This window comes from Micromonospora narathiwatensis (assembly GCF_900089605.1).
GTDB lineage: Bacteria > Actinomycetota > Actinomycetes > Mycobacteriales > Micromonosporaceae > Micromonospora > Micromonospora narathiwatensis.
Genome location: NZ_LT594324.1, coordinates 4,000,626 through 4,027,364 on the forward strand (window position 1 = coordinate 4,000,626; position 26,739 = coordinate 4,027,364).

The 26,739-nt window shown below is 73.6% G+C and carries 28 protein-coding genes and 1 riboswitch; of the genes, 14 read left to right on the plus strand and 14 right to left on the minus strand.

Annotation, left to right across the window (positions count from 1 at the left end; translation table 11 throughout):
- Positions 1 to 32: 32 nt before the first annotated feature.
- A complete protein-coding gene (locus GA0070621_RS17065) occupies positions 33 to 1,010 on the minus strand; it encodes an ABC transporter ATP-binding protein (protein ID WP_091196876.1) in 978 nt (325 codons plus the stop codon).
- Between the two features lie 125 nt (positions 1,011 to 1,135).
- Between GA0070621_RS17065 and GA0070621_RS17070 the strand changes: the two genes are divergently transcribed.
- Positions 1,136 to 1,813: a hypothetical protein gene (locus GA0070621_RS17070; RefSeq protein ID WP_091196880.1), complete on the plus strand. Its 678-nt coding sequence runs from the start codon at positions 1,136 to 1,138 to the stop codon at positions 1,811 to 1,813.
- Between the two features lie 37 nt (positions 1,814 to 1,850).
- Here GA0070621_RS17070 and GA0070621_RS17075 read toward each other — a convergent pair whose 3' ends face one another.
- From GA0070621_RS17075 to ppdK, 4 genes are all read right to left on the minus strand, one after another.
- Entirely contained in the window at positions 1,851 to 2,687 is an 837-nt protein-coding gene (locus GA0070621_RS17075; protein ID WP_091196884.1) for a siderophore-interacting protein, read from the minus strand.
- 42 nt (positions 2,688 to 2,729) lie between these two features.
- Positions 2,730 to 3,980 carry a deoxyguanosinetriphosphate triphosphohydrolase gene (locus tag GA0070621_RS17080; RefSeq protein ID WP_091202538.1) on the minus strand — a complete coding sequence of 417 codons (1,251 nt, stop codon included), beginning with the start codon at positions 3,978 to 3,980 and terminating at the stop codon, positions 2,730 to 2,732.
- The gene (locus GA0070621_RS17085; RefSeq protein WP_091196887.1) at positions 3,980 to 4,333 is read right to left on the minus strand and encodes a VOC family protein; all 354 of its coding nucleotides are present in this window, start codon (positions 4,331 to 4,333) and stop codon (positions 3,980 to 3,982) included. Before GA0070621_RS17085 ends, GA0070621_RS17080 begins: the two co-directional genes overlap by 1 nt.
- Before the next feature lie 138 nt (positions 4,334 to 4,471).
- Entirely contained in the window at positions 4,472 to 7,207 is a 2,736-nt protein-coding gene (gene ppdK / locus GA0070621_RS17090) for a pyruvate, phosphate dikinase (protein ID WP_091196890.1), read from the minus strand.
- A 290-nt stretch (positions 7,208 to 7,497) separates the two neighbouring features.
- Between ppdK and GA0070621_RS17095 the strand changes: the two genes are divergently transcribed.
- Both GA0070621_RS17095 and GA0070621_RS17100 read left to right on the plus strand, forming a co-directional pair.
- Positions 7,498 to 9,261: a beta-N-acetylhexosaminidase gene (locus tag GA0070621_RS17095; protein ID WP_407940349.1), complete on the plus strand. Its 1,764-nt coding sequence runs from the start codon at positions 7,498 to 7,500 to the stop codon at positions 9,259 to 9,261.
- A gap of 584 nt (positions 9,262 to 9,845) precedes the next feature.
- Positions 9,846 to 10,463, plus strand: a complete 618-nt coding sequence (locus GA0070621_RS17100; RefSeq protein WP_091196896.1) for a C39 family peptidase — start codon at positions 9,846 to 9,848, stop codon at positions 10,461 to 10,463.
- 64 nt (positions 10,464 to 10,527) lie between these two features.
- Here the strand turns inward: GA0070621_RS17100 and dusB are convergent, their stop codons facing one another.
- The 4 genes from dusB to GA0070621_RS17120 form a co-directional block, all read right to left on the minus strand.
- Positions 10,528 to 11,700: a tRNA dihydrouridine synthase DusB gene (dusB, locus tag GA0070621_RS17105; RefSeq protein ID WP_091196900.1), complete on the minus strand. Its 1,173-nt coding sequence runs from the start codon at positions 11,698 to 11,700 to the stop codon at positions 10,528 to 10,530.
- A 62-nt stretch (positions 11,701 to 11,762) separates the two neighbouring features.
- Positions 11,763 to 13,142, minus strand: coding sequence for a glycine--tRNA ligase (locus GA0070621_RS17110; protein ID WP_091196903.1), 1,380 nt, complete (start codon positions 13,140 to 13,142; stop codon positions 11,763 to 11,765).
- Positions 13,143 to 13,254: 112 nt separating this feature from the next.
- Positions 13,255 to 13,830, minus strand: coding sequence for an Rv0361 family membrane protein (locus tag GA0070621_RS17115; RefSeq protein ID WP_167666999.1), 576 nt, complete (start codon positions 13,828 to 13,830; stop codon positions 13,255 to 13,257).
- Positions 13,831 to 13,855: 25 nt separating this feature from the next.
- Positions 13,856 to 14,197 (minus strand): antibiotic biosynthesis monooxygenase family protein, encoded by a 342-nt coding sequence (locus GA0070621_RS17120; protein ID WP_091196906.1) that lies wholly within the window; start codon positions 14,195 to 14,197, stop codon positions 13,856 to 13,858.
- 27 nt (positions 14,198 to 14,224) lie between these two features.
- Here GA0070621_RS17120 and GA0070621_RS17125 point away from each other — a divergent pair, with 27 nt between their 5' ends.
- The 8 genes from GA0070621_RS17125 (at position 14,225) to GA0070621_RS30045 (ending at position 18,697) form a co-directional block, all read left to right on the plus strand.
- The gene (locus tag GA0070621_RS17125) at positions 14,225 to 14,482 is read left to right on the plus strand and encodes a DUF6703 family protein (protein WP_091196909.1); all 258 of its coding nucleotides are present in this window, start codon (positions 14,225 to 14,227) and stop codon (positions 14,480 to 14,482) included.
- A gap of 73 nt (positions 14,483 to 14,555) precedes the next feature.
- Positions 14,556 to 15,497 (plus strand): metal ABC transporter substrate-binding protein, encoded by a 942-nt coding sequence (locus GA0070621_RS17130; RefSeq protein ID WP_091196912.1) that lies wholly within the window; start codon positions 14,556 to 14,558, stop codon positions 15,495 to 15,497.
- On the plus strand, positions 15,494 to 16,255 hold the full coding sequence (locus GA0070621_RS17135; RefSeq protein WP_091196915.1) for a metal ABC transporter ATP-binding protein: 762 nt from the start codon (positions 15,494 to 15,496) through the stop codon (positions 16,253 to 16,255). The genes GA0070621_RS17130 and GA0070621_RS17135 overlap by 4 nt, the downstream gene beginning before the upstream one ends.
- Position 16,256: 1 nt before the next feature.
- On the plus strand, positions 16,257 to 17,129 hold the full coding sequence (locus GA0070621_RS17140) for a metal ABC transporter permease (RefSeq protein WP_091196919.1): 873 nt from the start codon (positions 16,257 to 16,259) through the stop codon (positions 17,127 to 17,129).
- Positions 17,130 to 17,172: 43 nt separating this feature from the next.
- Positions 17,173 to 17,475, plus strand: a complete 303-nt coding sequence (locus GA0070621_RS17145) for an ArsR/SmtB family transcription factor (RefSeq protein WP_091196921.1) — start codon at positions 17,173 to 17,175, stop codon at positions 17,473 to 17,475.
- Positions 17,472 to 17,864 (plus strand): Fur family transcriptional regulator, encoded by a 393-nt coding sequence (locus tag GA0070621_RS17150; RefSeq protein ID WP_091196924.1) that lies wholly within the window; start codon positions 17,472 to 17,474, stop codon positions 17,862 to 17,864. Before GA0070621_RS17145 ends, GA0070621_RS17150 begins: the two co-directional genes overlap by 4 nt.
- Before the next feature lie 47 nt (positions 17,865 to 17,911).
- Positions 17,912 to 18,517: a hypothetical protein gene (locus tag GA0070621_RS17155; protein ID WP_091202542.1), complete on the plus strand. Its 606-nt coding sequence runs from the start codon at positions 17,912 to 17,914 to the stop codon at positions 18,515 to 18,517.
- A gap of 9 nt (positions 18,518 to 18,526) precedes the next feature.
- On the plus strand, positions 18,527 to 18,697 hold the full coding sequence (locus GA0070621_RS30045) for a hypothetical protein (RefSeq protein WP_167667001.1): 171 nt from the start codon (positions 18,527 to 18,529) through the stop codon (positions 18,695 to 18,697).
- A 25-nt stretch (positions 18,698 to 18,722) separates the two neighbouring features.
- Here GA0070621_RS30045 and GA0070621_RS17160 read toward each other — a convergent pair whose 3' ends face one another.
- The 5 genes from GA0070621_RS17160 to GA0070621_RS17180 form a co-directional block, all read right to left on the minus strand.
- Positions 18,723 to 20,774 carry an acyl-CoA dehydrogenase family protein gene (locus GA0070621_RS17160; RefSeq protein WP_167667002.1) on the minus strand — a complete coding sequence of 684 codons (2,052 nt, stop codon included), beginning with the start codon at positions 20,772 to 20,774 and terminating at the stop codon, positions 18,723 to 18,725.
- Between the two features lie 122 nt (positions 20,775 to 20,896).
- Complete coding sequence (locus GA0070621_RS17165) at positions 20,897 to 21,190, minus strand: DUF6328 family protein (protein ID WP_331715218.1); 294 nt, start codon at positions 21,188 to 21,190, stop codon at positions 20,897 to 20,899.
- Between the two features lie 45 nt (positions 21,191 to 21,235).
- Positions 21,236 to 21,979, minus strand: coding sequence for a sugar isomerase domain-containing protein (locus GA0070621_RS17170; protein WP_091196927.1), 744 nt, complete (start codon positions 21,977 to 21,979; stop codon positions 21,236 to 21,238).
- Positions 21,976 to 22,788, minus strand: coding sequence for an aminoglycoside N(3)-acetyltransferase (locus GA0070621_RS17175; protein WP_091196929.1), 813 nt, complete (start codon positions 22,786 to 22,788; stop codon positions 21,976 to 21,978). The genes GA0070621_RS17170 and GA0070621_RS17175 overlap by 4 nt, the downstream gene beginning before the upstream one ends.
- Positions 22,785 to 23,609, minus strand: coding sequence for an alpha/beta fold hydrolase (locus GA0070621_RS17180; RefSeq protein ID WP_091196932.1), 825 nt, complete (start codon positions 23,607 to 23,609; stop codon positions 22,785 to 22,787). Before GA0070621_RS17180 ends, GA0070621_RS17175 begins: the two co-directional genes overlap by 4 nt.
- 90 nt (positions 23,610 to 23,699) lie before the next feature.
- A riboswitch (TPP riboswitch) is annotated at positions 23,700 to 23,806 on the plus strand.
- A gap of 72 nt (positions 23,807 to 23,878) precedes the next feature.
- Here GA0070621_RS17180 and GA0070621_RS17185 point away from each other — a divergent pair.
- From GA0070621_RS17185 to GA0070621_RS17195, 3 genes are read left to right on the plus strand one after another with little or no spacing between them, the layout of a single operon-like run.
- Positions 23,879 to 24,463: an ECF transporter S component gene (locus GA0070621_RS17185; RefSeq protein WP_091196935.1), complete on the plus strand. Its 585-nt coding sequence runs from the start codon at positions 23,879 to 23,881 to the stop codon at positions 24,461 to 24,463.
- Between the two features lie 34 nt (positions 24,464 to 24,497).
- On the plus strand, positions 24,498 to 25,931 hold the full coding sequence (locus GA0070621_RS17190; protein ID WP_091196938.1) for an ABC transporter ATP-binding protein: 1,434 nt from the start codon (positions 24,498 to 24,500) through the stop codon (positions 25,929 to 25,931).
- Positions 25,928 to 26,728: an energy-coupling factor transporter transmembrane component T family protein gene (locus GA0070621_RS17195; protein WP_091196940.1), complete on the plus strand. Its 801-nt coding sequence runs from the start codon at positions 25,928 to 25,930 to the stop codon at positions 26,726 to 26,728. Before GA0070621_RS17190 ends, GA0070621_RS17195 begins: the two co-directional genes overlap by 4 nt.
- Positions 26,729 to 26,739: the final 11 nt, after the last annotated feature.

Sequence of the window (26,739 nt, forward strand, 5' to 3'; positions counted from 1 at the left end):
GCTGTCCTGATGATTCGCTCGCTGACGCGCGCTCATGGCTGGCTCCCCTGCCGCCACACCGAGGCCGCCGCCGTGCCGGCCCGGACCCCGGATTCCTCTTCGTAGACCAGTGCCATGTACGCGTCCTCCAGGCTGGCCCGGCGGATCTCCAGCTCCTGAACGTCGTCGCCGTGCTCGCGCAGCAGGTCGCGGACGAAGCCGGTGACGTCGGCCGCGACGTGCACGAAGCGCTCGCCGTCCCGGGTCCACCGGATCTCCGCGTCCGTGCCGACCCGCCGGGCCAGTTCGTCGGGCGAACCGTCGGCGATGATCCGGCCACCGGCCAGGATGAGGATCCGGTCGGCCAGCTTCTCCGCCTCGTCCAGGTCGTGCGTGGTGAGCAGGATGGTGGTCTCGTCCAGGTCGGCGAGGCGGTGCACCAGCTCGTGGAACTCGCGCCGGGCGGCCGGGTCGAACCCGACCGTCGGCTCGTCCAGGAAGAGCAACTCCGGACGACCCACGATGCCGACCGCCACGTCGAGCCGGCGGCGCTGGCCGCCGGAGAGCCGCTGCACCCGCTTGCCCGCGTGCGCGGTGAGGCCCACGGTGTCCAGCAGCTCCTCGACCGGCCAGGGCCGGCGGATCCGGTCGGTGGAATACGGGGCGTAGAAGTCGCTGAGGTTGGCCAGCACGTCCCGGACCCGCCACTTGCCGTGATCCCGCCAGGACTGGAGCACCACGCCCATCCGGGCACGCCAGCGCTCGTCGCCCCGACCGGGGTCTACGCCCAGGACGCGGACCTCCCCCGCCGAGCGCATCCGGAAGCCCTCCAGGACCTCGATCGTGGTGGTCTTGCCGGCGCCGTTGGGTCCGAGCAGGGCGAGCACCTCGCCGCGCCGGGCGGTGAAGTCGACCCCGTGCAGCACATCGACGGTGCCGTATCGCATGCGGAGGTCGCGGACGTCGAGGACCAGATCCTCGTCGGGCGGGTGGGGAGTCGGGGCGACTCCCGGTAGTTCGACCGCAGTCATACCGCGAAATGTAGCACCTCTACTACATGCCGAGGTACACCCGCTCTCGGTCGGGAGCACGACAGGTCACCCGCTCTTGCCGATCTTGGCTACGGTGAGACCCGCGAACTGGGAGGGGACGCCGGATGGCCGACGACACTGAGCTGACCATCGCGCTCGCCGAGTACGAGCACCTGCGCGAGCTGAGCCGTACGGTGCACGACCAGTCCACCGCCCGGTTCACCTTCTTCCTGGCGGTGGCGTCCGGCGCGACCGCGGTGTCGGCCGGGTTGATCACCACCGGCAGACCCGACGGACGGTTCGTCCCGGCCGTACTGGGCGGGCTCGGGTTGCTGGTCCTGCTGCTCGGGGTCTTCGTGTTCGCCCGTCAGGTCGAGCTGAACGACCGGGGCCGCCGGTACGCCGTCGCCGCCACCGTGCTCCGCACCTACCTGGCCCGCCGCGCGCCCGCCCTGAGCCCGTTCATCATCATGCCGACGCTGGACGACCCGGGGCCGTTCGCGCCCGAGCCGTTCCACCGGCACTGGTTCCGCGACCTGGTCAGCCAGGCCGGCATGATCGCGCTGGTGAACAGCGCGCTGGTCGGCCTGGCCGGCACGCTGGCCGTGCTGCTCGCCGGCCCGGCCTGGCTGGCGGCGCTGGTCGCGGCGGTGGTCGCCCCCGCCTCGGTCGCCGTGCACCTAGGGGCGATCCGCCGCCGGGTGGCCCGCTCCGCCGCCCAGGTCGGCACCGTCCTCACCACCCGCCCCCTCACCCCACCTCCTTCCGCACCCGTGCCCGCACAGGAGGCGACAACCTCATGAGCAGCGCCGGGGTCGGGGGCACCGGGCCGGGGCGGGGTCAGGCGGGGAGGGCGGTGGATTCGTCGGCCTCGACCTGGGCGTTCCAGGCGGGCTTGGTCGAGCGCCAGCCCTCGTCGTCCAGCCCGCGCCGCCAGTAGCCGGAGATGGACAGCGCCTCCCGCGGCACCCCGCGCTCGACCCGCAGCAGCCGGCGCAGCTCCTTGACGAAGCCGGCCTCGCCGTGGACGAAGGCGTGCACCCGCCCGGACGGGAAGTCCAGCGCCCGGACCGCCTCGACCAGCGCGTCGCCCACCGGGCGGCCGGCCCGGTGCAGCCAGCGCAGCTCGACCTCGCCCGGGCTGGCCAGCGGCAGCTCGTCGGCCGGGTCGTCGATCTCCACGAAGACCAGCGCCCGCGCGCCGGCCGGCAACCGCTCCAGGGCGGCGGAGATCGCCGGCAGGGCGCTCTCGTCACCGGCCAGCAGGTGCCAGTCGGCCGCCGGGTCGGGCGCGTACGCCCCGCCGGGGCCGGTGAAGAACACCCGGTCGCCGGGGCTCAGCCTGGCCGCCCAGGGCCCGGCCAGCCCCTCGTCGCCGTGGTGCACCACGTCGATGGTCAGCTCACCCGCCGTCGCGTCCCAGGCCCGCACCGTGTACGCCCGCAGCCGCGGCCACTGCTCGGCCGGGAACTCGCGCTTGATGGTGGCCAGGTCGGTGGGGTACGGGTAGACCACTCCGGCCGGCGGGAAGAGGAGCTTCACGTAGTGGTCGGTGTACGCGCCCACCGGCAGGCCGGCCAGCTCCTCGCCGCCGAGCACCAGCCGGATCAGATGCGGGGTGGGCCGCTCGGTCCGCACGACCGTGGCGGCGGTGACCTTCTTCGGGCGCTCCGTCATGCCGCTTAGGCTAACCTAAGTCGCCCCGCGTCCCCAGCCAGGTCAGGGGGTGCGGACCAGGCGGACGTGCCAGGCCAGGGCGGCGGGGTCGGTGAGCGAGGCCACCTGGTCGATCACCACCCGCCGTCGCGCGGCGTCGTCCGACGCGTCCCGCCACAGCGGCGCGAAGACCGGGTCGAGTACGTCCGGCGCCCGGTCGACCAGCACGGCGACCAGCTCGGCGAGGATCTGCCGCTGCTGCGCGTACCGGGTGCCGGCGCCGGGGCGGCGCATGACGTAGCGCAGCGCGATGCCCTTGAGCAGCGCGCACTGCGCCCGGATCCGGCGGGGCACCACCAGATCGGCGGCGTAGCGGCGGTGCGGCCCGGGGCCGTGCCGCTCCTGGGTGGCGGCCACCACGGTGGCGACGAAGCGGCCGGTGAGCACGCTGGTGGTCGCCTTCAACGCGGCGAGGGCCCGGTGGCTGCCGTCGTACGCGGCGAGCGGGGCGAGCACCGGCTCGGCGAGCAGTTCGACCAGCACCTCGTGCAGGTCCTCCGGAGCCTCCCCGGAGTACGCCGCCGCCACGTCCGCGCAGAGCGCCCGCCGTTCCGCGGCGTCGGCCAGCAGCGGGCGCAGGCTGACGTACCCGCCGTGGATGCCGTCCTCCACGTCGTGCACCGAGTACGCCACGTCGTCGGCCCAGTCCATCACCTGCGCCTCCAGGCAGCGCCGGCCGCCGGGCGGTGAGCCGGCGCGCAACCAGTCGAAGACCGGGCGGTCGTCGGCGTACACGCCGAACTTGCGCCGGCCGGGGCGGCGCTCCCAGGGGTACTTGCTGACCGCGTCGAGCGAGGCCCGGGTCAGGTTGAGCCCGACCGAGCGGCCGTCCGGGGCGAGCACCTTGGCCTCCAGCCGGGTCAGCACCCGCAGCGTCTGGGCGTTGCCCTCGAAGCCGCCGCAGTCGGCGGCGAGGGCGTCCAGGGCGTCCTCGCCGTTGTGCCCGAACGGCGGGTGCCCGAGGTCGTGCGCCAGCCCGGCGGTGTCCACCACGTCCGGGTCGCAGCCCAGCCGGGCCCCCATCTCCCGGGCGACCTGCGCCACCTCCAGCGAGTGGGTCAGCCGGGTACGCAGGAAGTCGTCGGTGCCGGCGGTGTGCACCTGGGTCTTGGCGGCGAGCCGGCGGAACGCCGCCGAGTGCAGCACCCGCGCCCGGTCCCGCTCGTACGGCGACCGCCCGTACCCGGTGTCCTTGGGCGCCTCGACGACCAGCCGCGCCGCGTCGTCAACGACGTCCGGCGGCGCGTGATCAATCACTCCTCGCGCTCACGGAGCACGCAGAACTCGTTGCCCTCCGGGTCGGCCAGCACCGTCCACCCGACCTCGCCCTGGCCGACGTCGACGTGCCGCGCGCCCATGTCGACCAGGCGCTCCACCTCGGCCTCCCGGTCGGCCGGGCGCAGGTCGAGGTGCAGCCGGTTCTTGCCCTCCTTGGGCGTGGTGGCCGGGACGAAGACGATGCCGGGCAGTTCGCCGGGCGAGCGGCGGATCTCCACCTCGTCCGGCTTGTCGCTGATCACCTGGTACCCGAGCGCCTCGGCCCACCAGTCGGCGAGCCGGGACGGGTCATGGGCGTCGATGGTCAGGTTCTCCCAGACGCTGGTCATGCGGCCACCCTTCCTGTCGACACGTACGCGGGCGAGCCCAGGTTACGCCGGGCGGCCCCGGACGGCGCGCCGGGCGAGCGCGGGGGCGGTGCGGGGCCACCGGCGCGACGGCCGGCGGCCCCGCGAGGCGTACCCCCGTCAGCGGGAGTCGGAGCCGGTGGTCACCACCGTCGCCCGCCCGGCCTCCAGCCGGGCCACCGGCACCCGGAACGGCGAGCAGGACACGTAGTCGAGCCCGACCTCGTGGAAGAAGTGCACCGAGTCGGGGTCCCCGCCGTGCTCGCCGCAGACGCCGAGCTTCAGCCCCGGCCGGGCGGCCCGGCCCTCCTCGGCGGCGATCCGGACCAGCCGGCCGACGCCCTCCCGGTCGATCGACTCGAACGGCGAGATGCCGAAGATGCCCAGCTCCAGGTAGCGCCAGAAGAACGCGCCCTCGACGTCGTCACGGGAGAAACCCCAGGCCATCTGGGTCAGGTCGTTGGTGCCGAAGGAGAAGAACTGGGCCGCCTCGGCGATCTGCCCGGCGGTCAGCGCCGCCCGGGGCACCTCGATCATCGTGCCGATCAGCACCTCGACGCCGCTGTCCCCGACCACCTCGGCGATGATCTTCTCGGCCTCGGCGCGTACCGTCTCCAGCTCCTGCACCGCGCCGACCAGCGGGACCATGATCTCCGGGCAGGCCGACCCGCCGGTCCGGACGACCTCGACGGCGGCCTCCGCGATCGCCCGGACCTGCATCGCGAACAGGCCGGGGATGACCAGGCCGAGCCGGACGCCGCGCAGGCCGAGCATGGGGTTCTCCTCGTGCATCCGCCGGACGGCGGCGAGCAGCGCCTCCTCCTTGGCCACGTCCTCGCCGCGCTCCTGCGCGACGGCCACGTCGACCGCGAGCTGCTCCAGCGGGGGCAGGAACTCGTGCAGCGGCGGGTCGATCAGCCGTACGGTGACCGGCAGGCCGTCCATCGCGCGGAAGATCTCGATGAAGTCGGCCCGCTGGAGCGGCAGCAGCGCGGCGAGCGAGTCCTCCCGCTCGGCGTCGGTGGCGGCGAGGATGAGCCGCTCGACCAGCTCCCGCCGGTCGCCGAGGAACATGTGCTCGGTGCGGCACAGGCCGATGCCCTCGGCGCCGAAGCGCCGCGCCCGCGCCGCGTCCGCGCCGGTGTCGGCGTTCGTCCGGACCCGCAGCCGCCGCATGGCGTCGGCGTGGCTCATGATCCGGTGTACGGCCCGTACCAGCGGGTGGTCGGTCTGCTCCGGGTCGAGGGTGCCCTCGAAGTACTGCACCACCTCGGACGGCATGACCGGCACCTCACCGAGGTAGACCTTGCCGGTGGTGCCGTCGATGGAGACGATGTCGCCCTCTCCGACGGTGTGCCCGCCGACGGTGAACTTCTTCGCCGGCACGTTCACGTCCAGCTCGTCGGCGCCGGAGACACAGGTCTTGCCCATGCCCCGGGCCACCACGGCGGCGTGGCTGGTCTTGCCGCCGCGCGAGGTGAGGATGCCCTTCGCCGCGATCATGCCGTTCAGGTCGTCCGGGTTGGTCTCCCGGCGGACCAGGATCACCGGCTCCCCCTCGGCGGCCAGCTCGACCGCCCGGCCCGAGCTGAAGACCACCTTGCCGACGGCCGCGCCCGGCGAGGCGCCGATGCCCCTGGCCACCGGCTCGAAGTCGTGGTCCAGCTGGAACCGGGGGAACATCAGCTGGGCGAGCTGCGCGCCGTTGACCCGGTGCAGCGCCTCGTCCAGATCGATCAGCCCCTCGTCGACGAGCTGTCCGGCGATGACGAACGCGGCGGCGGCGGTCCGCTTGCCCACCCGGGTCTGGAGCATCCATAGCTTGCCGCGCTCGATGGTGAACTCGATGTCGCAGAGGTCCTTGTAGTGCTCCTCCAGCCGGGCCATGTAGCCGAGCAGCTCGTCGTAGGAGGTCTTGTCGATCCGCTCCAGCTCCTGCAACGGCACGGTGTTGCGGATGCCGGCGACCACGTCCTCGCCCTGGGCGTTGGCCAGGTAGTCGCCGTAGATGCCCTGCGCGCCGCTGGCCGGGTCGCGGGTGAAGGCCACGCCGGTGCCGGAGTCCGGGCCGAGGTTGCCGAAGACCATGGCCACCACGTTGACCGCGGTGCCCAGGTCGGCCGGGATACGTTCCTGCCGGCGGTAGACCACCGCGCGCTCGGCGTTCCACGACTCGAAGACCGCGCGGATGGCCAGGTCGAGCTGCTCGCGCGGCTCCTGCGGGAACTCCCGCCCGGTGTGCTTGGCGAAGATCTTCTTGTACGCGTCGACCAGCCCACGCAGGTCGTCCGCGTCCAGGTCGAGGTCGTTGTGCGTACCCTTGGCCCGCTTGGCCTCGTCGATGGCGTGCTCGAACTCCTCGCCCGGCACCTCGCAGACGGTCTTGCCGAACATCTGGATCAGCCGCCGGTACGAGTCCCAGGCGAACCGGTCTGCGCCGCCGGAGGCGGCCGAGTCGGTTCCGCCGCCGGCCTGCCTGCTCAGCCCGACCACACTCCGGTCGTTGAGGCCGACGTTGAGAACGGTCTCCATCATGCCGGGCATGGAGAACTTGGCGCCCGAGCGGACCGACACCAGCAGCGGGTCGTCCGGGTCACCCAGCTTGCGGCCCATGCCGCGCTCCAGGGACTCCAGGTGCGCCTCGATCTGCTCGGCGAGCCCGTCCGGCTCCCGGCCGGTCGCCAGGTACGCCTTGCACGCCTCGGTGGTGATGGTGAAGCCGGGCGGGACCGGCAGGCCGAGGTTCGTCATCTCGGCGAGGTTGGCTCCCTTGCCGCCGAGCAGGTCCTTGAGGTCCTTGTTGCCCTCGGCGAAGTCGTAGACGTACTTGTTGTCCACCGTCTGTTGCGCTGCCACCAGAGCCTCCCACGCGCGCCGGAAGTGACACTTAACGAAGGTTCAGTTCGGACATACCCCGGGGCCGACCACCGGCAATCCGGTGCTGTCTGCATTCGGTGGGCGAAGGCTAAGCGAACATCGAGTGGCCTGGGACCGTTCGGTGACAATCGGCACAGCCGTCACCACCGTCCGCGTCCGTACCAGTTTTTGGGAACGTTTCCACGCGCACTAACACGCAATTCCGATTCCCCTCGTACTCTTGACGGCACTGGTTCTGCTGAACTTGACTTTTGCCATATCCGACGCAAATACACCCCGGAGCCGTCGTCGTGCCGACCACCCCCGCCGCTTCGCCCGAGACCGGTCCCGAACCGCGGGACCGGGTCGACGTCGCCCCCCGGCAGCCGACCGCCGCCGAGCTGGCCCGGGCCGCCACCCAGGCGGCCGGCGACCTGCTCGCCCCGCCCGCGCCGGTGCGGCTGGCCGACGTGGTGCCCGCCCCCGAGCGGGCCACGCCCGACCCGGCGGCCGACTTCACGCTGCCCGAGGACGCGGTGATCCGGGTCGACGCCGACCCGGACGCCCGGGCCGTCGCCGAGCACCTCGCCGAGCTGCTCCGCCCGGCGACCGGCTACCCGGTCCCGGTCACCGACGCCGCCGACGCCGAGTCGGGCGGGCCGCTGGCGCTCACCCTCTCCGGCACGGAAACGCGCACCGACCCGGCCCGGGGCCTCCCCGGCGACGACGCGCCGGGCGACGAGGGCTACCGCCTCGACGTCACCCGGGCCGAGGTCCGGATCACCGCGGACACCGCTGCCGGGCTGTTCCACGGGGTGCAGACGCTACGGCAGCTCCTGCCGGCGGCGGTGGAGAGCGCCACGGCGGTCACCGAACGCTGGGTGGTGCCGGGCGGCACCATCGTCGACCGCCCGCGGTACGCGTACCGGGGGGCGATGCTCGACGTGGCGCGGCACTTCTTCCCGGTCGAGGACGTGCTGCGGGTGATCGACCACCTGGCCCGCTACAAGCTCAACCACCTGCACCTGCACCTCACCGACGACCAGGGCTGGCGGATCGCCGTCGAGTCGTGGCCCCGGCTGGCCACCGTCGGCGGGGCAACCGAGGTCGGCGGCGGACCCGGCGGCCACTACACCGCCGCCGACTACCGGCGGATCGTCCGACACGCCGCCCGTCGACACGTCACCGTCGTACCCGAGATCGACCTGCCGGGCCACACCAACGCGGCGCTGGTCGCGTACCCCGAGCTGGCGCCGGGCAAGATCGCGCCGCCGCCGTACACCGGCACCGAGGTCGGGTTCAGCTACGTCGACCCCGCCGACGAGCGGACGTACGAGTTCGTCGCCGACGTGCTCGGCGAGGTGGCCGCGCTCACCCCCGGCCCGTGGCTGCACCTCGGCGGCGACGAGGCGTTCAAGGTGCCGGCCGACACCTACCGCGGCTTCGTCGAACGGGCCCAGGCGCTGGTGGCGGCGACCGGGAAGACCGTGGTCGGCTGGCACCAGCTCGCCCCGGCCGGGCACGCCGACGGGCGGGTGCTGCAATGGTGGGGCACCAACGGCGAGGACCCGGAGACCGCCGACGCGGTACGCCGGGGCGCCCGCCTGATCCTCTCCCCCGGCAACCGCGTCTACCTGGACATGAAGTACGCCCCGGAGAGCCCGATCGGGCATGACTGGGCCGGACTGATCGACGTGCGGCGGGCGTACGACTGGGATCCGGGGACGCACCTGACCGGCGTACCGGCCGAGGCCGTGCTCGGGGTGGAGGCACCGCTCTGGACCGAGACCGTCACCACGCTGGCCGAGGTGGAGTTCATGCTCTTCCCGCGCCTGCCCGCCGTCGCCGAGCTGGGCTGGTCGCCCCGGTCGACGCACGACTGGGCCGCCTTCCGCAAGCGACTGGCCGGGCACGGCCCACGCTGGGCCACCGCCGGGATCACCTTCCATCCGTCGCCCGAGGTCCCCTGGCCGACGGGGGACGGTACGCACGCCGCGACGCGCATCCCGGCGCAACGGCCCGATCCGGACGCCGCGGACACCCCCGCCCACTGACGTCGGGCCGCACACCGAATCGCCTACGACATCGGCTCGAAAGGAGCGATCAGGACGACCTGCTTCCGGGCGCCCACCGCCCACGCCGGCTGCTGCCGGCGCTGGGTGTGGTACGCGGGGTGTGCTGATCCACGCGACATCGGGGAGGTTGCTGCCTCCGCGCGCCTGGAGGCAGCAACCTCCCCGAACGTGTGCGGACCTTGGCAGGCGACCGTGGCGGCCAACCGCTCCCGGGGCGTCACATGCGCCGACTGGGCGGAATGTCCGGTCCCGCGGTTTCGACGGCGTGGCCGGACTCCGGCGGTGGGCGGTTTGCGCCCCGCTGTCGCGTGACCGGGGCCACCCCCGGGGCGGAATCATGCCCGGACCCGGGTCGTTGAACATGGCAGACCGCGTGGCAGAGCCAGCCCGCCCGCCCGGCCGAGCCCGGTCGGAATGACCGACCACCCCCGGTCGTTACATACCCGGGACCGCCGAGCAGGCCCACTCGCCGCCCGGTCCCCGCCAAGACTTCCCCCCTCGCGGCATCCACCGCACCCCCCATTGCGGGCTGCCGCGTATCCCCCGAACAGGAAGGCTTCATCATGCGTACCGACATCCTGCGCAAGACCGTCCTGACCGCTGCTGGCGTCGCCGCCACCGCCGGTGGCATCGCCGGTCCCGCCATCGCCGCCCACGCCGCCGACAACAAGCCCGCCCAGCGTGAGCTCAACGTCCGCTACGAGGCCCAGCCCAACTTCTACTACTGCGGCCCCGCCGCCACCCGCAACGCCCTCTCCGTCCAGGGCAAGGACATCAACGTCGACGCCATGGCCAAGGAGATGGGCACCACCGAGAACGGCACCAACAGCATCAACGACATCACCCCCGTCCTGAACAAGGAAACCGGCAAGGACGCCTACCACTCGGTCGAAATCAAGAACAACAAGGCCGACACCAAGCAGACCGACACCCTGCGCACCGACATCGTCCACGCCGTGAACGACGGCCGCGCCGTAGTCGCCAACATCGCCGGCACCGCCACCGACACCGACGGCAACACCCACTCCTTCGAAGGCGGCCACTACATCAGCGTCGTCGGCTACCACAACGACGGCAAGACCGTCACCATCGCCGACTCCGCCAACCCCAACACCGCCTCCTACCAGATCAGCGTCGACAACCTCGCCAACTGGATCGCCACCCGCGGCTACTCCGCCTGATCCAACAAGCGACACACGAAAGGGCCGGCCCCCACCCGGGGCCGGCCCTTCGTCGTCCGCGTGGTCAGCCGCCGGAGTCGTCCAGCTCGGCTCCGTCCGGTGGGGTGTCGTCGTCGCGGCTGGCCAGCCAGCCGTCGGGCAGGAAGACCTTGCCCGGGGAGTTGGTCCGGCCACGCGGCTGGCCGAGGGTCTCCACCGGGAACGGCACGGCCGGGTCGAGCTTGCCCAGCAGGTCGTCGAGCTGGGCCAGGCTGTCGATCATCGCGAGGGAGCGGCGCAGCTCGCTGCCGATCGGGAAGCCCTTGAGGTACCAGGCGACGTGCTTGCGGAAGTCGGTGCAGCCGTCCCGCTCGCCCCGGGCCGGGTTGCGGGCACCGGCCACGAACTGGTCCACCAGCAGCTCGGCGTGCCGTCGCATGGTCACCGCCACCTCGCCGAGGCTCGGCAGCCGTCGCCCGGGGCGGCCGTTGAAGGCGGCCTCCAGGTCGGCGAATAGCCACGGCCGGCCCAGGCAGCCGCGCCCGATCACCACGCCATCGACGCCGGTGTGGGCGACCATCCGCAACGCGTCGTCGGCCTCCCAGATGTCGCCGTTGCCGAGCACCGGCACGTCGAGTGCCTGCTTCAGGGTGGCGATGGCGTCCCAGTCGGCGGTGCCCGAGTAGCGCTGCGCGGCCGTACGCCCGTGCAGGGCGACCGCCGCGACGCCGGCGTCCTGGGCGGCGAGCCCGGCCTCGACGTACGTCAGGTGGTCGTCGTCGATGCCCTTGCGCATCTTGACGGTGACCGGCACCCCGGCGGGGGACGCGGCGTCCACCGCGGCCCTGACCAGCCGGGCGAAGAGCCGACGCCGCCACGGCAGGGCGGACCCGCCGCCGCGCCGGGTGACCTTGGGGACCGGGCAGCCGAAGTTGAGGTCGATGTGATCGGCGAGATCCCGCTCCACCACGATCCGCACGGCGGCGGCGGTGATTTCCGGGTCGGTGCCGTAGAGCTGGAGGCTGCGCGGCTGCTCCTCGGCGCCGAAGGCGATCATGCGCAGCGTCTTCGGGTTCCGCTCGACCAGCGCCCGCGTCGTGATCATCTCGCAGACGTAGATGCCGCCGCCCTGCTCACGGCAGAGCCGGCGGAAGCCGACGTTGGTGATCCCGGCCATCGGCGCGAGCACCACCGGCGGCCACACCTGGTGCCGCCCGAGAGTCAACGGGCGCAGCGCGGGCACGGTCGGGGCGGTCACCGGACAAGTGTACGGGGCTCCGACCGGCGCGTTTCCGCACCGGTCGGAGCCCCGCGACCAGCTCAGCAGCCGGGAAGGCGCTCGATCAGGTAGCGCTCGACCTGGTCCAGGGAGATGCGCTCCTGGGCCATCGTGTCCCGGTTCCGCACGGTCACCGCGTTGTCGTCGAGGGTGTCGAAGTCGACCGTCACGCAGAACGGTGTGCCGATCTCGTCCTGCCGGCGGTAGCGGCGGCCGATCGCCTGCGAGTCGTCGAACTCGACCACCCAGCGCTTGCGCAGGTCGGCGGCGAGCTGCTTGGCCTTCGGCGAGAGCGCCTCGTTACGGGACAGCGGCAGCACCGCCACCTTGACCGGGGCCAGCCGCGGGTCGAAGCGCATGACGGTCCGCTTGTCCACGCCGCCCTTGGTGTTCGGCGCCTCGTCCTCGTCGTACGCCTCCAGCAGGAAGGCGAGCACCGCGCGGGTCAGGCCGGCGGCCGGCTCGATGACGTACGGGACCCAGCGCTCGCCCTTGGTCTGGTCGAAGTACGACAGGTCGACGCCGGAGTGCTTGGTGTGCGTGGACAGGTCGAAGTCGGTGCGGTTGGCGATGCCCTCCAGCTCGGCGAACTCGCTGCCGCCGAACTGGAACCGGTACTCGATGTCGACCGTGCGCTTCGAGTAGTGGGAGAGCTTCTCCTTCGGGTGCTCGTAGAAGCGCAGGTTGCTCTCCGACAGGCCGAGGTCGAGGTACCAGTTCCAGCGCTCCCGCAGCCAGTACTCGTGCCACTCCTCGTCGGTGCCCGGCTCGACGAAGAACTCCATCTCCATCTGCTCGAACTCGCGGGTCCGGAAGATGAAGTTGCCCGGGGTGATCTCGTTACGGAACGACTTGCCGGTCTGCGCGATGCCGAACGGCGGCTTCTTCCGGGCGACCGTCTCCACGTTCTTGTAGTTGACGAAGATGCCTTGGGCGGTCTCCGGGCGCAGGTAGTGCAGGCCCTCGTCGCTCTCCACCGGGCCCAGGTAGGTCTTCATCAGGCCGTTGAACATCTTCGGCTCGGTGAAGGTGCCCTTGTTGCCGCAGTTGGGGCAGTTCAGCTCCGACAGCGAGGTCAGCGGCTTGCCGTGCTTCTCGGCGTACGCCTCCTCCAGGTGGTCGGCGCGGAACCGCTTGTGGCAGGACTGACACTCGGTCAGCGGGTCGACGAACTCGGCGATGTGGCCGCTGGCCTCCCAGACCTGCCGGGCCAGGATGACCGCGGAGTCCAGGCCGACGACGTCGTCGCGCTGCTGGACCATGTTCCGCCACCACTGCCGGCGGACGTTCTCCTTGAGCTCCACGCCGAGCGGACCGTAGTCCCACGCCGACCGGGTGCCTCCGTAGATCTCGCTGGAGGGGAAGACGAAGCCCCGGCGCTTGGCGAGGCTGACGACGGCGTCGATGCGGTCGGCTGGCATGTTTCCTCCTACGCCGGCTGGCGGTCGGCGGGGGCGATGTGAGTGGAACCGGACGGTCGGGACAACGGTACGACCACCACGGCCCCGAGCCCAGCACAATACCGGGGTCCGGTCAGCTCACCCCGCAGACCTCCACGGCGCCCGTCTGCTGATCCGGCGACAGGGTCACCGTCTGGGCCTCCCGCTTGCCACCGGCCAGCGTGACGTCCACCGGGACGGTCAGCGTCTGCGCGTCGACGGTGCCCACCCGGTAGCCGGTGATCTGCGGCTCGGTGGCCACCCGCTGCTCGAACTCCGGCCGGGACTCGCGTCGCCGGGCGTCGGCGCAGAGCTGGTCGTACGCCTTGGACCAGTTCCTGTCGACGAGGGCCCGGTAGTAGTTGTTGGTGACCGTGCGGCCCTGTTCCTGGATGGCCTGGGCGTTGCTCACCGCCAGCCCGACGACGGCCGCGCCGCCCCCGCCGCAGCAGAGCAGCACGGCGAGCGCGCCGACGCCGAGCCCGAGCCAGAGCCGGGCCCGGCGCCCCTCGGTGGGCGGCGCCGCGAACGGTGGGGCGACTCCGGGGCCGGGCGGCGGCGCCGGGACGCCCGGCTCGGGCGGCGGCGCGGGGGTCGGCGATCCCGCTACCGGTGGCACGCCGGGCGGCACGGAAGGCGGGGGCGGGGCGGCCGGTCCGGGAGCGGTCATACGCCAGAGGGTAGTGCCCCCGGCGTCAGCGGTAAGGACCTGCGGCCCGATCGCTGGCCACGACCACCACCTCGCCCTCCGGCGCGGCGCTGGCGAGGGTCTCGTACGCCGACGGCTCGTCGACCGACCGGGCCAGCAGTGGCACCGCCGTGACCTTGACATCGAAGCCGCCCAGCGCCCGCCGGTACGCGCCGACCGACTCCCACTCGGTGACCAGGCACCAGTGCGTCGGGTCGTCCAGCGCCCGCAACAGCTCCCCGCGCAGGTAGCCGGGGCGGGCCGCGAGCGCGGCGAGGGCGGCGTGCGCCCGCTCGGTGAAGTCCGACGCGCCGTCGGGGTCGACTACGAACCGGTTGGTGACCAGCACCGGGGTCCTCCTCGTAGAGTCTGTGGGATGCAGCGTACGCAGAGTCCCGTGCTGGCCCGGCTGGCCCGGCTCAACCCGACGGCGGTGTTCCTGGCCACGCTGGTCCTGGTGCTGGTGGCGCTCTTCGCGCCGGGCCCGGCGGGCGGCGTGCTGTTGCTCGCGCTGGCCGTGTTGCTGGTGTGGCTGATGACCGTCACCTGGTCGGTGCAGAGGCCGGCGACCCGGCTCCTGCGGCTGCTCATGCTGACGCTGTTGATCGCGGTCGCGCTGGCCAAGCTGCTCTGATCCGGCGCGGCCGCGCTGACATGGAATCATGCGTTTTTGACAATCAATTTCGTTATCGCGGACAGTTGGTGGCATGAAGGCCCGCTCCACCTCCCGCGCCCTGGCCGCGGCCACCGCCGCCCTGCTCACCCTCGGTGGCGTCGCCGCCTGCTCGGACCACGGTGGTGGCGGCACCGACCCGGACCGGGTCGACGTGGTGGTCGCCTTCTACCCGCTCCAGTTCCTCGCCGAGCAGATCGGCGGGGACGCGGTCCGGATCACCAACCTGGCCCGGCCGGGCGCCGAGCCGCACGACCTGGAGCTGCAACCGCGCCAGGTCGGCCAGATCGTCGACGCCGAGCTGATCGTCTACCTCGCCGGCTTCCAGCCGGCCGTGGACGAGGCGGTGGCGCAGAACGGCGGCGACCGGGCGTTCGACGTCGCCACCGTGCAGCCGCTGCTGGACGCCGGTGCCGGCGGACACCAGCACGAGGGCGAGGCCGGACACGACGGCGAGACGGGCGGCCGGGATCCGCACGTCTGGCTCGACCCGACCCGGCTGGCCACCATCGGCGACCGGCTCGCCGAGCGGCTCGGCACGGCCGACCCGGAGCGGGCCGCCGAGTTCACCGCCCGGGCGGCGGCGCTCCGCACCGACCTCACGAAGCTGGACGCCGACTACGTTCAGGGCCTGCGGACCTGCCAGCGCCGGGAGATCGTGACCAGCCACACCGCGTTCGGCTACCTGGCCGAGCGCTACCAGCTCGAACAGGTCGGCATCACCGGCCTCAGCCCCGACGGGGAGCCCTCCCCGCAGCGTCTCGCCGAGGTGGCGCGGGAGGCCCGCAGCCACCAGGCCACCACCATCTTCTTCGAGACGCTGGTCAGCCCGAAGGTCGCCGAGACGGTGGCCCGCGAGGTCGGGGCGAAGACCGCCGTACTCGACCCGATCGAGGGCGCGCCGGCCGACGGCGACTACCGGTCGGCGATGCGTACCAACCTCCAGACCCTGCGAACCGCCCTGGGATGCTCATGACCACTCCTGTGATCCAGGTCGCGCACGCCGCCGTCGGCTACGACGGGCCACCGGTGCTCCGGGACGTCTCGCTGAGCGTCGCGGCCGGCGAGGTGGTCGCGGTGCTCGGCGCCAACGGCTCCGGCAAGTCGACCCTGATCCGGGCCGTGCTCGGCCTGGTGCCGGTCGGCGCCGGGTCGGTCGCCCTCTTCGGCACCCCGCAGCGCCGCTTCCGGCACTGGCACCGCATCGGGTACGTCCCGCAGCGGCTGGGCGCCGGCGGCGGCGTACCGGCCACGGTGCGGGAGGTGGTGGCGTCCGGGCGGCTGGCCCGCCGGGGCGTACTGCGCCCGGCGGGACGGGCCGACCGGGAGGCGGTCGCCGCCGCGCTGCGGGCGGTCGGGCTCGCCGACCGGGCCGGTGACCCGGTCGCCACCCTCTCCGGTGGCCAGCAGCAGCGCACCCTGATCGCCCGGGCCCTGGCCGGCCAGCCGGAGCTGCTGGTGCTCGACGAGCCGACCGCCGGGGTGGACGCGGCCAGCCAGGAGGCGTTCGCGGGGGCGCTGCGCGGCTTCGTCGACGGCGGCGGGACGGTGCTGCTGGTCGCCCACGAACTGGGGCCGCTGCGCCCGCTGATCAGCCGGGCGGTTGTCGTCCACCAGGGCGGCATCGTGCACGACGGCGCGGTGCCGGAGCCCGCCGGCCACCACGCGGACCCCGACCACGAGCACGTGCACCCGCACTGCGACGAGGAGCCCGCCGGGCTGTGGAGCATCTGACATGGACCTCTTCCAGTACGACTTCATGCTGCGTGCCCTGGTCGGGGCGCTGGTAATCGGCCTGGCCGCCCCGGCGCTCGGCATCTACCTGGTGCAGCGCCGGCTGGCGCTGATCGGCGACGGGATCGGCCACGTGGCGCTCACCGGCGTCGGCGCCGGGTTGCTGTTCAACCGGTCCCCGGTGCTGGTGGCGGTGATCGCGGCGACGCTGGGCGCGATCGTGATCGAGCTGATCCGCTCGCGCGGGCGTACCTCCGGGGACCTGGCCCTGGCGCTGCTCTTCTACGGCGGCATCGCCGGCGGCGTGCTGCTGGTCGGGCTCTCCGACGCCAGCAGCGCCGCGCTCAACTCGTACCTGTTCGGGTCGCTGATCACCACCTCCCCGGCGGACCTGGTCACCATCCTGGTGCTCGGCGTGGTGGTCCTGGTGGCCATGCTGGCGCTGCGCCCGGCGCTCTTCGCGGTCTGCCACGACGAGGAGTACGCCCGGGTGTCCGGGCTGCCGGTCCGGGCGCTCAACCTGCTCATCGCGGTCGGCACCGCGTGGACGGTGACGATCGCCATGCGCGCGGTCGGGGTGCTGCTGATCAGCGCCCTGATGGTGGTGCCGGTGGCCGCCGCCCAGCAGGTCACCCGGGGTTTCCGGAGCACCATGACGGCGGCGATGGCGCTGGGGCTCTTCGCCGCCGGCGCGGGGATCTGGGTGGCCGCCACCGCCGACACCGCCCCGGGCGCCTCGGTGGTGCTGGTGGCCATCGGCTCGTTCCTGGCGCTCGCGCTCGCCACCGCGGCCCGGCGGGCGCTGCGCCGCCGGTCCCGCCCGGTCGTCCCGCCGATCGCCGAGCCGCACGAGCCCGAGGTGGTGCTGCGGTGAGCCCGTCCGGGCCGGCGCTGCTGGGATTGGTTACCGTTACAGGGTGACCGCCACGCACGGATACGACGCCTTCGAGGGAGCGGGCGACCTGCTGCGCGCACTGTCGGCACCCATCCGGTTGGCGATCGTGAGCGAGCTGGCGCAGGGCGAGCGCTGCGTGCACGAGCTGGTGGAGAAGCTCGGTGCCCCGCAGCCGTTGGTCTCCCAGCACCTGCGGGTGCTGCGCGGCGCGGGTGTGGTGCGCGGCTCCCGACGCGGCCGGGAGATCGCGTACGCCCTGGTGGACGAGCACGTCGCGCACATCGTGGCGGACGCGGTGAGCCACGCCGGAGAAGGACCGTCATGAGCGAGGGGGCGCCGCGCAACACCCGGCAGCGGACGGCGGTGAGCGCGCTGCTGGCCGAGCTGGAGGGCTTCCACAGCGCGCAGGAACTGCACGCGATGCTGCGCCAGCGGGGCGAGCGGGTCGGGCTGACCACCGTCTACCGGACGTTGCAGGGGCTCGCCGACGCCGGCGAGATCGACGTGATGCGCCCGCCCGGCGGCGAGCACCTCTATCGGCGGTGCAGCGAGGGGCACCACCACCATCTGGTCTGCCGGCACTGCGGCCGGACGGTGGAGGTGGCCGGGCCGACGGTGGAGAAATGGGCGGAGCGGGTCGCCGCCGAACACGGGTACGCCGAGGTCAGCCACACCCTGGAGATCTTCGGCTGCTGTCCGGCCTGCCTCGGCTGAACGTTCGCCCCGTGCCGCCACGGCCGGACCGTGGCACGCTGTCCGGCGTGAAGATCTACGCCGATCGACTTCCGACCGCTCTCCGTCAGCTCATCACCGATCTGCTCGTGGCCGTCTGGGTGTACGCGGCGATCCGCTTCGCACTCTGGCTGCACGACGTGATCGAGAAACTCGCCGTACCCGGACAGAAGCTGGAGGGGGCCGGCGGCGGCCTCGCCGACAGCCTGGCCGACGCCGGCGGCAAGGTCGGCCGGGTGCCGCTGGTCGGGGACGAGCTGACCGCGCCCTTCGCCCGGGCCGCGGAGGCCGCCCACGCGGTCGCGCAGGCCGGCCGCGACCAGCAGGAACTCGTCGGTCAACTGGCCCTCGGGCTGAGCATCGCGGTGCTGGTCTTCCCGCTCGGCCTGGTCCTGTTCGGCTGGCTGCCGCTGCGGCTGCGCTGGATACGCCGGGCCGGCGCGGCGCAGGCTCTGGCCACCGCCCCCGCCGGCCGGGACCTGCTGGCCCTGCGCGCGCTCGCCGGCCAGCCGCTCGGACGGCTGACCCGGATCGCACCCGACGTGGCCGAGGCGTGGCGACGTGGCGACGACGCGACGGTCGACGCGCTCGCCGCGCTGGAGCTGCGCAGACTCGGCCTGAAGGCCGGCCGGTAAGGTGTGGCGGTGCTGTACTTCCTGATCGTCGTCGCCGTGCTGCTGCTGGCGTACGCGGGCGTGCTGGTGAGCTACGTACGCCGGGGCCGGAAGATCCCGCCGGCCGCGTACCTGGTGCTGGCCGCGTTGAACGGGCTCATCCTGGCCGGCGTGCTGGCCTGGGCGGTCGCGGCCCACTGAGCCGGCCGCCGGCCCCGCGACCGGCTCACCCCAGGGGCGGGATGCGGCGGCGGACGTCCTCGGCGGTGGAGGGGCCGGGCTGCCAGCCGGCCACCCAGGGCAGTTCGGCCGGCGGAGCGGCGACGCCCCCCTCCAGCGCGGCGTACCGGCCGGCGAGGATCCGCTTCGCCGCCGCCACGTCGACCGAGTCGGTGTTGGACCAGAGCGCGGTGAACAACTCGTCGACCCGCAGCCGGGCCTGCCGGCAGAACAGGTCGGCCAGCTCGACGTTCTCCGGGTGCTCCGCCCGCTCGGCGGTGGCCCGTACGCAGACCGCGGACATCGCGAACAGCTCCGCGCCGATGTCCACCACCCGGCCGAGGAACGCCTGCTTGCGCTCCATCTTTCCCTGCCAGCGGGACATCGCGTAGAAGGTGGCGCGGGCCAGCTTGCGGGAGGTGCGCTCGACGTGCCGCAGGTGAGCGGCGAGCGGGCCGAACTCGGCGTACGCCCGGGGCGCCTGCCCCCTGCCGACGGCGAGGGTGGGCAGCCACCTCGCGTAGAAGACGCCGGCCCGGGCGCCCGCCCTGGCCTTGCGGCCCAGCCCGGCGTCCGGGTCGATGATGTCGCCGGCCACCGAGAGGTGCGCGTCGACCGCCTCCCGGGCGATCAGCAGGTGCATGATCTCGGTGGAGCCCTCGAAGATCCGGTTGATCCGCAGGTCGCGTAGCAACTGCTCGACCGCGGCCGGCCGCTCGCCCCGGGCGGCCAGGGAATCGGCCGTCTCGTAGCCACGGCCGCCCCGGATCTGGATCAGCTCGTCGGCGATCTTCCAGGCCATCTCGCTGGCGTAGAGCTTCACCAGCGCCGCCTCGATCCGGATGTCGTTGCGGTCGTCGTCGGCGAGCAGGCAGCACAGGTCGAGCATGCTCTCCATGCCGTACGTGGTGGCGGCGATGAAGGCCAGCTTCTTGGCGACCGCCTCGTGCTCGCCGACCGGCCGGCCCCACTGGACCCGGTCGGCGGCCCACTCCCGGGCCACGTTCAGCGACCATTTGCCGGCGCCGACGCACATGGCCGGCAGTGAGAGCCGCCCGGTGTTCAGCGTGGTCAGGGCGATCTTCAAACCCTTGCCCTCGCCGCCGATCACGTTCTCCTTCGGCACGATGACGTCATGGAACCGGGTGAGGCTGTTCTCCAGGCCGCGCAGGCCGACGAAGGCGTTGCGGCGCTCGACGGTGATGCCCTCGCTGTCGCCCTCCACCACGAACGCGGTGATGCCGCCGCGCCGCCCCTCGCCCGCCGGCACCCGGGCCATCACCACGAGCAGGGTGGCGACCGTGCCGTTGGTGGCCCAGAGCTTCACCCCGTTGAGCCGGTAGCCGGTGCCGTCGGCGGTGGGCTCGGCGGTGGTCGCCAGCCGGGCCGGGTCGGAGCCGACGTCCGGCTCGGTGAGCAGGAACGCGGAGACCTCACCGGCGGCCAGCCGGGGCAGGAACCGCTGCTTCTGCTCGGGCGTGCCGAACATCTTCAGCGGCTGCGGCACGCCGATCGACTGGTGGGCGGAGAGCAGCGCGCTGATCGCCGGGTTGGCCGAGCCGGCCAGCATCAGCGCCCGGCAGTAGTGCAGGTTGCTCAGCCCGAGGCCGCCGTACCTCCGGTCGATCTTCATGCCGAAGGCGCCCAGCCGGGCCAGCCCGTGGAACACCTCGTCCGGGATGTGCGCGTCCCGCTCGATCGCGGCGCCGTCCACCTCGGCGTCCAGGTACGCCCCGAGCGCGCCGAGGAACTCCCCGGCCCGGGCGACGTCCGCCGGGTCGGAGCGGGGCCACGGGTTGATCAGGTCGAGCCGGAACCGGCCGAGGAACAGCTCCTTGCCGAAGCTGGGCCGGTCCCAGGCCGTCTCGCGGGCCGCCTCCGCGACCTGGCGGGCCTCCTTCTCGGAGACCTGGCCGGCCTCGGCGGGCAGCGGCCCCGCCCCACCCGCCTCGGCGACCGCCGCGGCGCTGCCGGCCGGCGGCTCGGCGTCGTCGATCGGCGCCACCCGGCCGGTCGGGCCGCCGTGGGGGTCGGGTCGGTTGTTCCGTGTCGTGGTCACGGCTGCCTCCTGGAGACCTCGGTCCGGCTGCGTCAACGTGCTCGACAGAAATCGACGCTACCCCCGGGTGTTACCCAGCGGTAGCCTTCGTCGCACGTCCGATTTGGCGCGACCGGCACCGTTCAGTCGCCGGGCAGCGCCCGCGGATCGTCGTCCTCGTCGTCGATGTCGGGCTCACTCCAGCGGCGCCCGGCGAGCGGCAGGGCCAGCCAGAAGGCCAGGAACCACGCCGCGGTGATCGCGGTCAGCACCAGGGCGAGCCGCCGGCCCAGCACGAAGTCGGTGATCAGCAGAACCGCGCTGACGATCGAGATCAGCAGTAAGGCCAGGCCGCCGGTGGCCATCCGGTACGCGAACCGGACCAGCTCCGGCTTCCGACCCCGACGGAACAGCGCCCGGTGGGAAGGGCCGCACAGCGCTTGCCCCGTCGGGCGGCGGGCGAAACCGCCTCGGGTACGCGCTCAGGCGCCCCGACGGATCCGACCGGCGTACCGGGCCTCCAACTCGGCGTTGTGCTCGTCGCCGCCGGTGATGTTCGCCGACAGGTAGACCGGGGGCCGCTCCCCCGCCGCCAGCAGCCGGGCCACCACCTCCGCCACGATCTGCTGGGCCAGCAGCGCCGCCGTGATCGAGGAGACCGCGCCGACCGCGCCGCCACCGGGCAGCGGCAGGGTGGCGTCGCCGTACGGGGCGCCGTTGTCGAGCACCACGTCGGCGAAGTCGGCCAGCTTGCGCCCGGACGGGTGACGCGAGGTCATCCGGGCCGAGTGAGCCGCCGAGGTGATCGCGATCAAGGCGTGCCCGCGGTCCTTGACGATCGACGCGAACTCCACCATCGCCCCGTTCACACCGGAGTTGGAGGCGAGCACGAAGACGTCCCGCGGGTGGATCGGGGCCAGCTCGTAGAGGCGGTGCGCCACGGCCGGCTCGCGTTCCAGCTTCGGGCCGAGCACATCGGCCGGCTCGCCGCCGTAGAGCACCAGGTCACGCAGCGCGATCCGGTTGGTGGGCACCAGCCCGCCGGCCCGGCCGGCGATCTCCATCGCCAGGGCCTCCGAGTGGCCGGTGCCGAACGCGTGCACCACCCCGTCGGCGCGCAGCGACTCGGCGATCAGGTCGGCCGCCCGGCCGACCCCTTCCCGCTGGCCGGCTGCCACCCGGCCGATCGTCTCGGTCACCACCGCCAGGTACGCCTCGGCGCTCATGATTCCTCCGTCCGTCGGTCGCGGGCCAGCCAGTCCACCGCGAAGTCGACCGCCGCCCGCTGTCGCATCAACCGGCCCGTCCCGGCGCCGACCGGCCCGAGCCGGACCGCCCCGGTGGCCTCCAGCTCGGCGCCGAGCCGCGCGAAGCCGTCGTCGTCCAGGTGCACGTCATCCCACCACACCCACTCCCGCCCGCCGTCGGGCGTCAGGACGGCCGCGCCGCAGCGCTGCCGGGGCGGCGCGGGCCGGCGGTACTCGGCCAGGTGCAGCGAGGTGTTGCGGCCGTGGTCGACGCCGAGCAGCAGCACGTCGGCGTCCAGTTCGTACAGCCGGGCCAGCGGGGAACTCTCGCCGAGCATGTCGGCCAGCGCGTGGCCGGCGACGATCCGGTCGGCGGCCGGCCCGAGCGCGGCGAACGAGACGTGCGGGTGGTCGCTGCGCCGCGCGCCCGGCCAGGTGCGGACCAGTTCGGCCAGGGCGCCCATGAACCGGCTCGGCGTGACCGCCGGGTCGAAGCCGGGCAGCCCGGCCCGGATCACCGGCCACCAGTCCGCCGGCACCGGCGGGTTGGTCCAGCCCGCCGGGTCGCTGTTCTCCGGGGTGTGGGTGGGCACCACCACCGTGCCGTCCGGCCCGAGTACGTCGCGCAGGGCGAGCAGCACCGCCTCCGGGCCACCACAGAGGAGACCCAGCCCGCGCAGGCCCGCGTGCACCAGCACGATCCCGCCGGGGCGTACGCCGAGGGCGTGGAGCTGGGCGGCGAGCGACGCGCGGGTGTGCGGCCGGGCCGGCGCGGCGGCGGCGATCATGGGCCGACCCGGGCGAGGATCGCCTCGGCGAGCGGGGCGGGCGCCTCGTCGGGAATCCAGTGGGTGACACCGGCCAGTTCGACGAAGCGGTAGTCGCCGGTGACGTGCGCCGCGCACGCCTCAGCGGCGGCCCGGCCGATCGCGACGTCCCCGTCGCTCCACACGAACGTGGTCGGCACACCCACCGGCCCGACGGCCCGCATGTCGGCCCCCGACATGGCCCGGTACCAGTTGAGGGCGGCGGTCAGCGCGCCCGGCACGCGCATCGGTTCGGCGTAGCGGGTCACCCGGGCGGCGTCGCCCACCCCGCCGAGCATCCGGCGCAGCGCGGCGGCACGCATCGCGAGCAGCACCCGCTCGGCCGTGCCCGGCTTGCGGAACAGCGCCATGTAGGCGGACCGGGCCTTCTGCCGCCGGTCGGTGGCGAGCGCGTGGGCCATCGCCGCCGGGTGCGGCACCGACACCGCGGTCAGGGAACGGACCCGCTCCGGGTGTGCCGCCGCCAGGGCCCACGCCACCGCCGCGCCCCAGTCGTGCCCCACCACGTGCGCGGACGTCACCCCGAGCGCGTCGAGCACGCCGGCCGCGTCGGCCACCAGCTCCGGAATCCGGTACGCCTCGACCGCCGCCGGCCGCGCGCCCGGCGAGTAGCCGCGCTGGTCGGGCGCGTACGTGCGCAGCCCGGCGGCGTGCAGCGCGGGCACCACCCCGTCCCACTCGCCGCCGTGCTGCGGGAAGCCGTGCAGCAGCAGGACGGGTACGCCGTCCTCCGGACCGCCCGTGCGTACCTCGAACGTCAGACCTCGCGCGTCGACCCGCATGATTCGGCAGCCTACCCACCCACGTCGATCCCCCGACGCCCTGCTGGGCCGGTGGCCAGGGGCGGTGCTAGCGTCTGAACGAGACAACTTCACATCCGACAGGGGAGCGCACAGCGCTGAGAGTGCGGGCCGGTGCCCGCAGACCCTCGAACCTGATCTGGGTAATGCCAGCGCAGGGAGTTCGGTCGACCTCCAGCCGCGCCGCCGTCCGGTGACACCGGGCGCGGCGTGCGTCTTCTCCTGGTTCTTGTCATGGACTGGGAGCAACCATGGAAAACAGCAACCGCTGGCGCACCATCGACATCGTCGTCGCCTCGGTGATCGCCGTCGCCTTCGGCGTCATCTTCTGGGCCTGGAACCTGGTCTGGAGCGCCACGGACGCCGCTTTCGCCTTCTTCCCGCCGGCGCAGACCCTCATCTACGGCGTATGGCTGGTGCCGGCGGTCCTCGGCGGACTGGTGATCCGCAAGCCCGGCGCCTCGCTGTTCTGCGAGCTGGTCGCCTCGATCGTCTCCGCGCTGCTGGGCAGCCAGTGGGGCGGCATCGCGATCGTGCAGGGCCTGACCCAGGGCATCGGCGCCGAGCTGGCCTTCGCCGCGTTCCGCTACCGCTCGTACCGGCTGCCGAGCGCCCTGCTGGCCGGCGCGCTCACCGGCCTGACCGCGGCGGTCTTCGACTTCGTCTACTGGAACAAGGCCACCGACCTGGTCAGCTACCGCATCCCGTACGCGCTGCTGACCATCGTGAGCGCCACCGTGATCGCCGGCGCCGGCGCCTTCTACCTCACCCGCGCCCTGGCCGACACCGGCGTCCTCGACCGTTTCCCCGCCGGCCGGGAACGCGCCGCCGTCTGAAAGTCACCTGCCGGATCGGGAAGGGGGTGCGGAGATGAGCGCGGTGGAGTTGCGGGGGTTCGGGTGGCGGCACGCCGGCCGGAAGGGCTGGGCGGTGCGGGGGGTGGACCTGCGCATCGAGGCCGGGGAACGGGTGCTGCTGCTCGGGCCGTCCGGGGCCGGGAAGAGCACCCTGCTCGCGGCGCTCGCCGGGCTGCTGCCCGAGGACTCCGGCACCCAGGAGGGCACCATCGAGATCGACGGGCTCGACCCGCGCAAGGCCCGGGAACGGGTCGGTGTCGTCTTCCAGGACCCGGAGACCCAACTGGTGATGGCCCGCTGCGGCGACGACGTCGCGTTCGGGCTGGAGAACCGGGGCGTACCCGGTGCGGAGATCTGGCCCCGGGTCGACGAGGCGCTGCGCCGGGTCGGCTTCCCGTACCACCGGGGCCGGCCCACCGCGGCGCTGTCCGGCGGCGAGCAGCAGCGACTCGCCCTGGCCGGGGCGCTCGCCCTGCGACCCGGGCTGCTGCTGCTCGACGAGCCGACGGCCAACCTCGACCCGGCCGGCGCCACGCTGATCCGGCAGGCCGTCCGGGACGCCCTCGACGCCGACACCACGCTGATCCTGGTCGAGCACCGGGTCGCCGAGGCGCTGCCGCTGGTCGACCGGGTGGTCGTCCTCGAAGCCGGCGGCGGGGTGCGGGCCGACGGGCCGCCCGACGCGGTCTTCGCCGCGCACGGCGACGCGCTCGCCGACGCCGGGGTCTGGGTGCCCGGCCGGGCCGTGCCGCCCCGGCGGGCCGCCGCGCCGGCCGGCGAGCCGCTGATCACCGCCGGCCGGCTCGGCCTGCCGCCCCGGCTGGCCCCCACCGACCTTCGGGTACGCGCCGGCGAGGCGCTCGCCGTGCTCGGCCCGAACGGCGCCGGCAAGTCCACCCTCGCCCTGCTCCTCGGCGGCCTGCTCCGCCCCGGCACCGGTACGGTCACCGCCGGCGCCGACCTGGCCGGCCCGGACGCCGGCACTCCCCCGCACCGCTGGCGGGCGCCGGCCCTCGCCCGGCGGATCGGCTCGGTCTTCCAGGATCCCGAGCACCAGTTCGTCACCAACACCGTCTTCGACGAGCTGGCGCTGGGCCCGCGCCGGACCGGCCAGCCCGAGGCGGCGGTCCGGTCCACCGTGGACGGGCTGCTGGAACGGCTCCGGCTGGCCCGGCTGGCCGGGGCGAACCCGTACACCCTCTCCGGTGGGGAGGCGCGGCGGCTGAGCGTGGCGACCGCCCTGGCCACCGCGCCCCGCCTGCTGATCTGCGACGAACCCACCTTCGGCCAGGACCGGCGGACCTGGCTGGAGCTGGTCGACCTGCTCGCCGAGCTGCGCGACGCCGGTCACGGCGTCGTGGCGGTCACCCACGACCCGGACTTCGTCGCCGCGCTGGCCGACCGCACGGTGACCCTGACCCGACCCGGCACCGGGGACCGGCCGTGATCGGCGTGGAGCCGGTCGCCGCGCCCGGGGCGCCGCTGGCCCGGCGCAATCCCGTGGCGAAGCTGGCCGCCGCGCTGGTCTTCTCGTTCATCCTGATCGCCACCCTGGACCCGGTGGCCCCCGCCATCGCCATCGCGATCGAGCTGGCGGTGCTGCCGCTGTTCGGCATCCGCTACCGGGTGCTGGCCCGGCGGGCCTGGCCGTTGCTGGCCAGCGCCGGGGGGATCCTGGTCACCCTGGTGCTGTTCGCCGCCGACCGCTCCGGGCGGGTGCTGGTCGAGGCGGGTCCGGTCCTGGTCACCGAGGGGGTGCTGGTCACCGCGCTGGGGCTGGTGCTGCGCATGCTCGCGGTGGCGCTGCCCGGGATCGTCGTCTTCGCCACCACCGACGCCACCGACCTGGCCGACGCGTTGATCCAGAACGCGAAGGCGCCGGCCCGGTTCGCCATCGGCGCGCTGGCCGCGTTCCGGCTGGTGCCGTTGCTGGAGCAGGAGTGGCGGATGATCAGCATGGCGCGCCGGGCCCGGGGGGTCGACGCCGGCCGGAATCCGGTCGCCAAGCTGCGGCTCTTCGTGTCGACGGCGTTCGCCCTGCTGGTCGGGGCGATCCGGCGGGGCACCCGGCTGGCGGTGGCGATGGACGCCCGCGGCTTCGACGCCGGCGTTCCGCGTACGGTCGCCCGCCGGCAGCACTTCACCCGGGCGGACGCCCTGCTGGTGGCCGTCGCGGCGGTGCTGGCGGGCGCGGCGCTGGCGGTCAGCGTCGCGGTCGGCACCTTCCGCCCGCTGATCGGCTGATCCGGTCGACC

What these genes read in the sequence shown, in the direction of transcription:
- GA0070621_RS17065 (WP_091196876.1), bottom strand. Translation starts at nt 1,010, where the DNA reads ATGACTGCGGTCGAACTACCGGGAGTCGCCCCGACTCCCCACCCGCCC.
- GA0070621_RS17070 (WP_091196880.1), top strand. Translation starts at nt 1,136, where the DNA reads ATGGCCGACGACACTGAGCTGACCATCGCGCTCGCCGAGTACGAGCAC.
- GA0070621_RS17075 (WP_091196884.1), bottom strand. Translation starts at nt 2,687, where the DNA reads ATGACGGAGCGCCCGAAGAAGGTCACCGCCGCCACGGTCGTGCGGACC.
- GA0070621_RS17085 (WP_091196887.1), bottom strand. Translation starts at nt 4,333, where the DNA reads ATGACCAGCGTCTGGGAGAACCTGACCATCGACGCCCATGACCCGTCC.
- GA0070621_RS17100 (WP_091196896.1), top strand. Translation starts at nt 9,846, where the DNA reads ATGCGTACCGACATCCTGCGCAAGACCGTCCTGACCGCTGCTGGCGTC.
- GA0070621_RS17110 (WP_091196903.1), bottom strand. Translation starts at nt 13,142, where the DNA reads ATGCCAGCCGACCGCATCGACGCCGTCGTCAGCCTCGCCAAGCGCCGG.
- GA0070621_RS17115 (WP_167666999.1), bottom strand. Translation starts at nt 13,830, where the DNA reads ATGACCGCTCCCGGACCGGCCGCCCCGCCCCCGCCTTCCGTGCCGCCC.
- GA0070621_RS17125 (WP_091196909.1), top strand. Translation starts at nt 14,225, where the DNA reads ATGCAGCGTACGCAGAGTCCCGTGCTGGCCCGGCTGGCCCGGCTCAAC.
- GA0070621_RS17130 (WP_091196912.1), top strand. Translation starts at nt 14,556, where the DNA reads ATGAAGGCCCGCTCCACCTCCCGCGCCCTGGCCGCGGCCACCGCCGCC.
- GA0070621_RS17135 (WP_091196915.1), top strand. Translation starts at nt 15,494, where the DNA reads ATGACCACTCCTGTGATCCAGGTCGCGCACGCCGCCGTCGGCTACGAC.
- GA0070621_RS17140 (WP_091196919.1), top strand. Translation starts at nt 16,257, where the DNA reads ATGGACCTCTTCCAGTACGACTTCATGCTGCGTGCCCTGGTCGGGGCG.
- GA0070621_RS17150 (WP_091196924.1), top strand. Translation starts at nt 17,472, where the DNA reads ATGAGCGAGGGGGCGCCGCGCAACACCCGGCAGCGGACGGCGGTGAGC.
- GA0070621_RS17170 (WP_091196927.1), bottom strand. Translation starts at nt 21,979, where the DNA reads ATGAGCGCCGAGGCGTACCTGGCGGTGGTGACCGAGACGATCGGCCGG.
- GA0070621_RS17175 (WP_091196929.1), bottom strand. Translation starts at nt 22,788, where the DNA reads ATGATCGCCGCCGCCGCGCCGGCCCGGCCGCACACCCGCGCGTCGCTC.
- GA0070621_RS17180 (WP_091196932.1), bottom strand. Translation starts at nt 23,609, where the DNA reads ATGCGGGTCGACGCGCGAGGTCTGACGTTCGAGGTACGCACGGGCGGT.
- GA0070621_RS17185 (WP_091196935.1), top strand. Translation starts at nt 23,879, where the DNA reads ATGGAAAACAGCAACCGCTGGCGCACCATCGACATCGTCGTCGCCTCG.
- GA0070621_RS17190 (WP_091196938.1), top strand. Translation starts at nt 24,498, where the DNA reads ATGAGCGCGGTGGAGTTGCGGGGGTTCGGGTGGCGGCACGCCGGCCGG.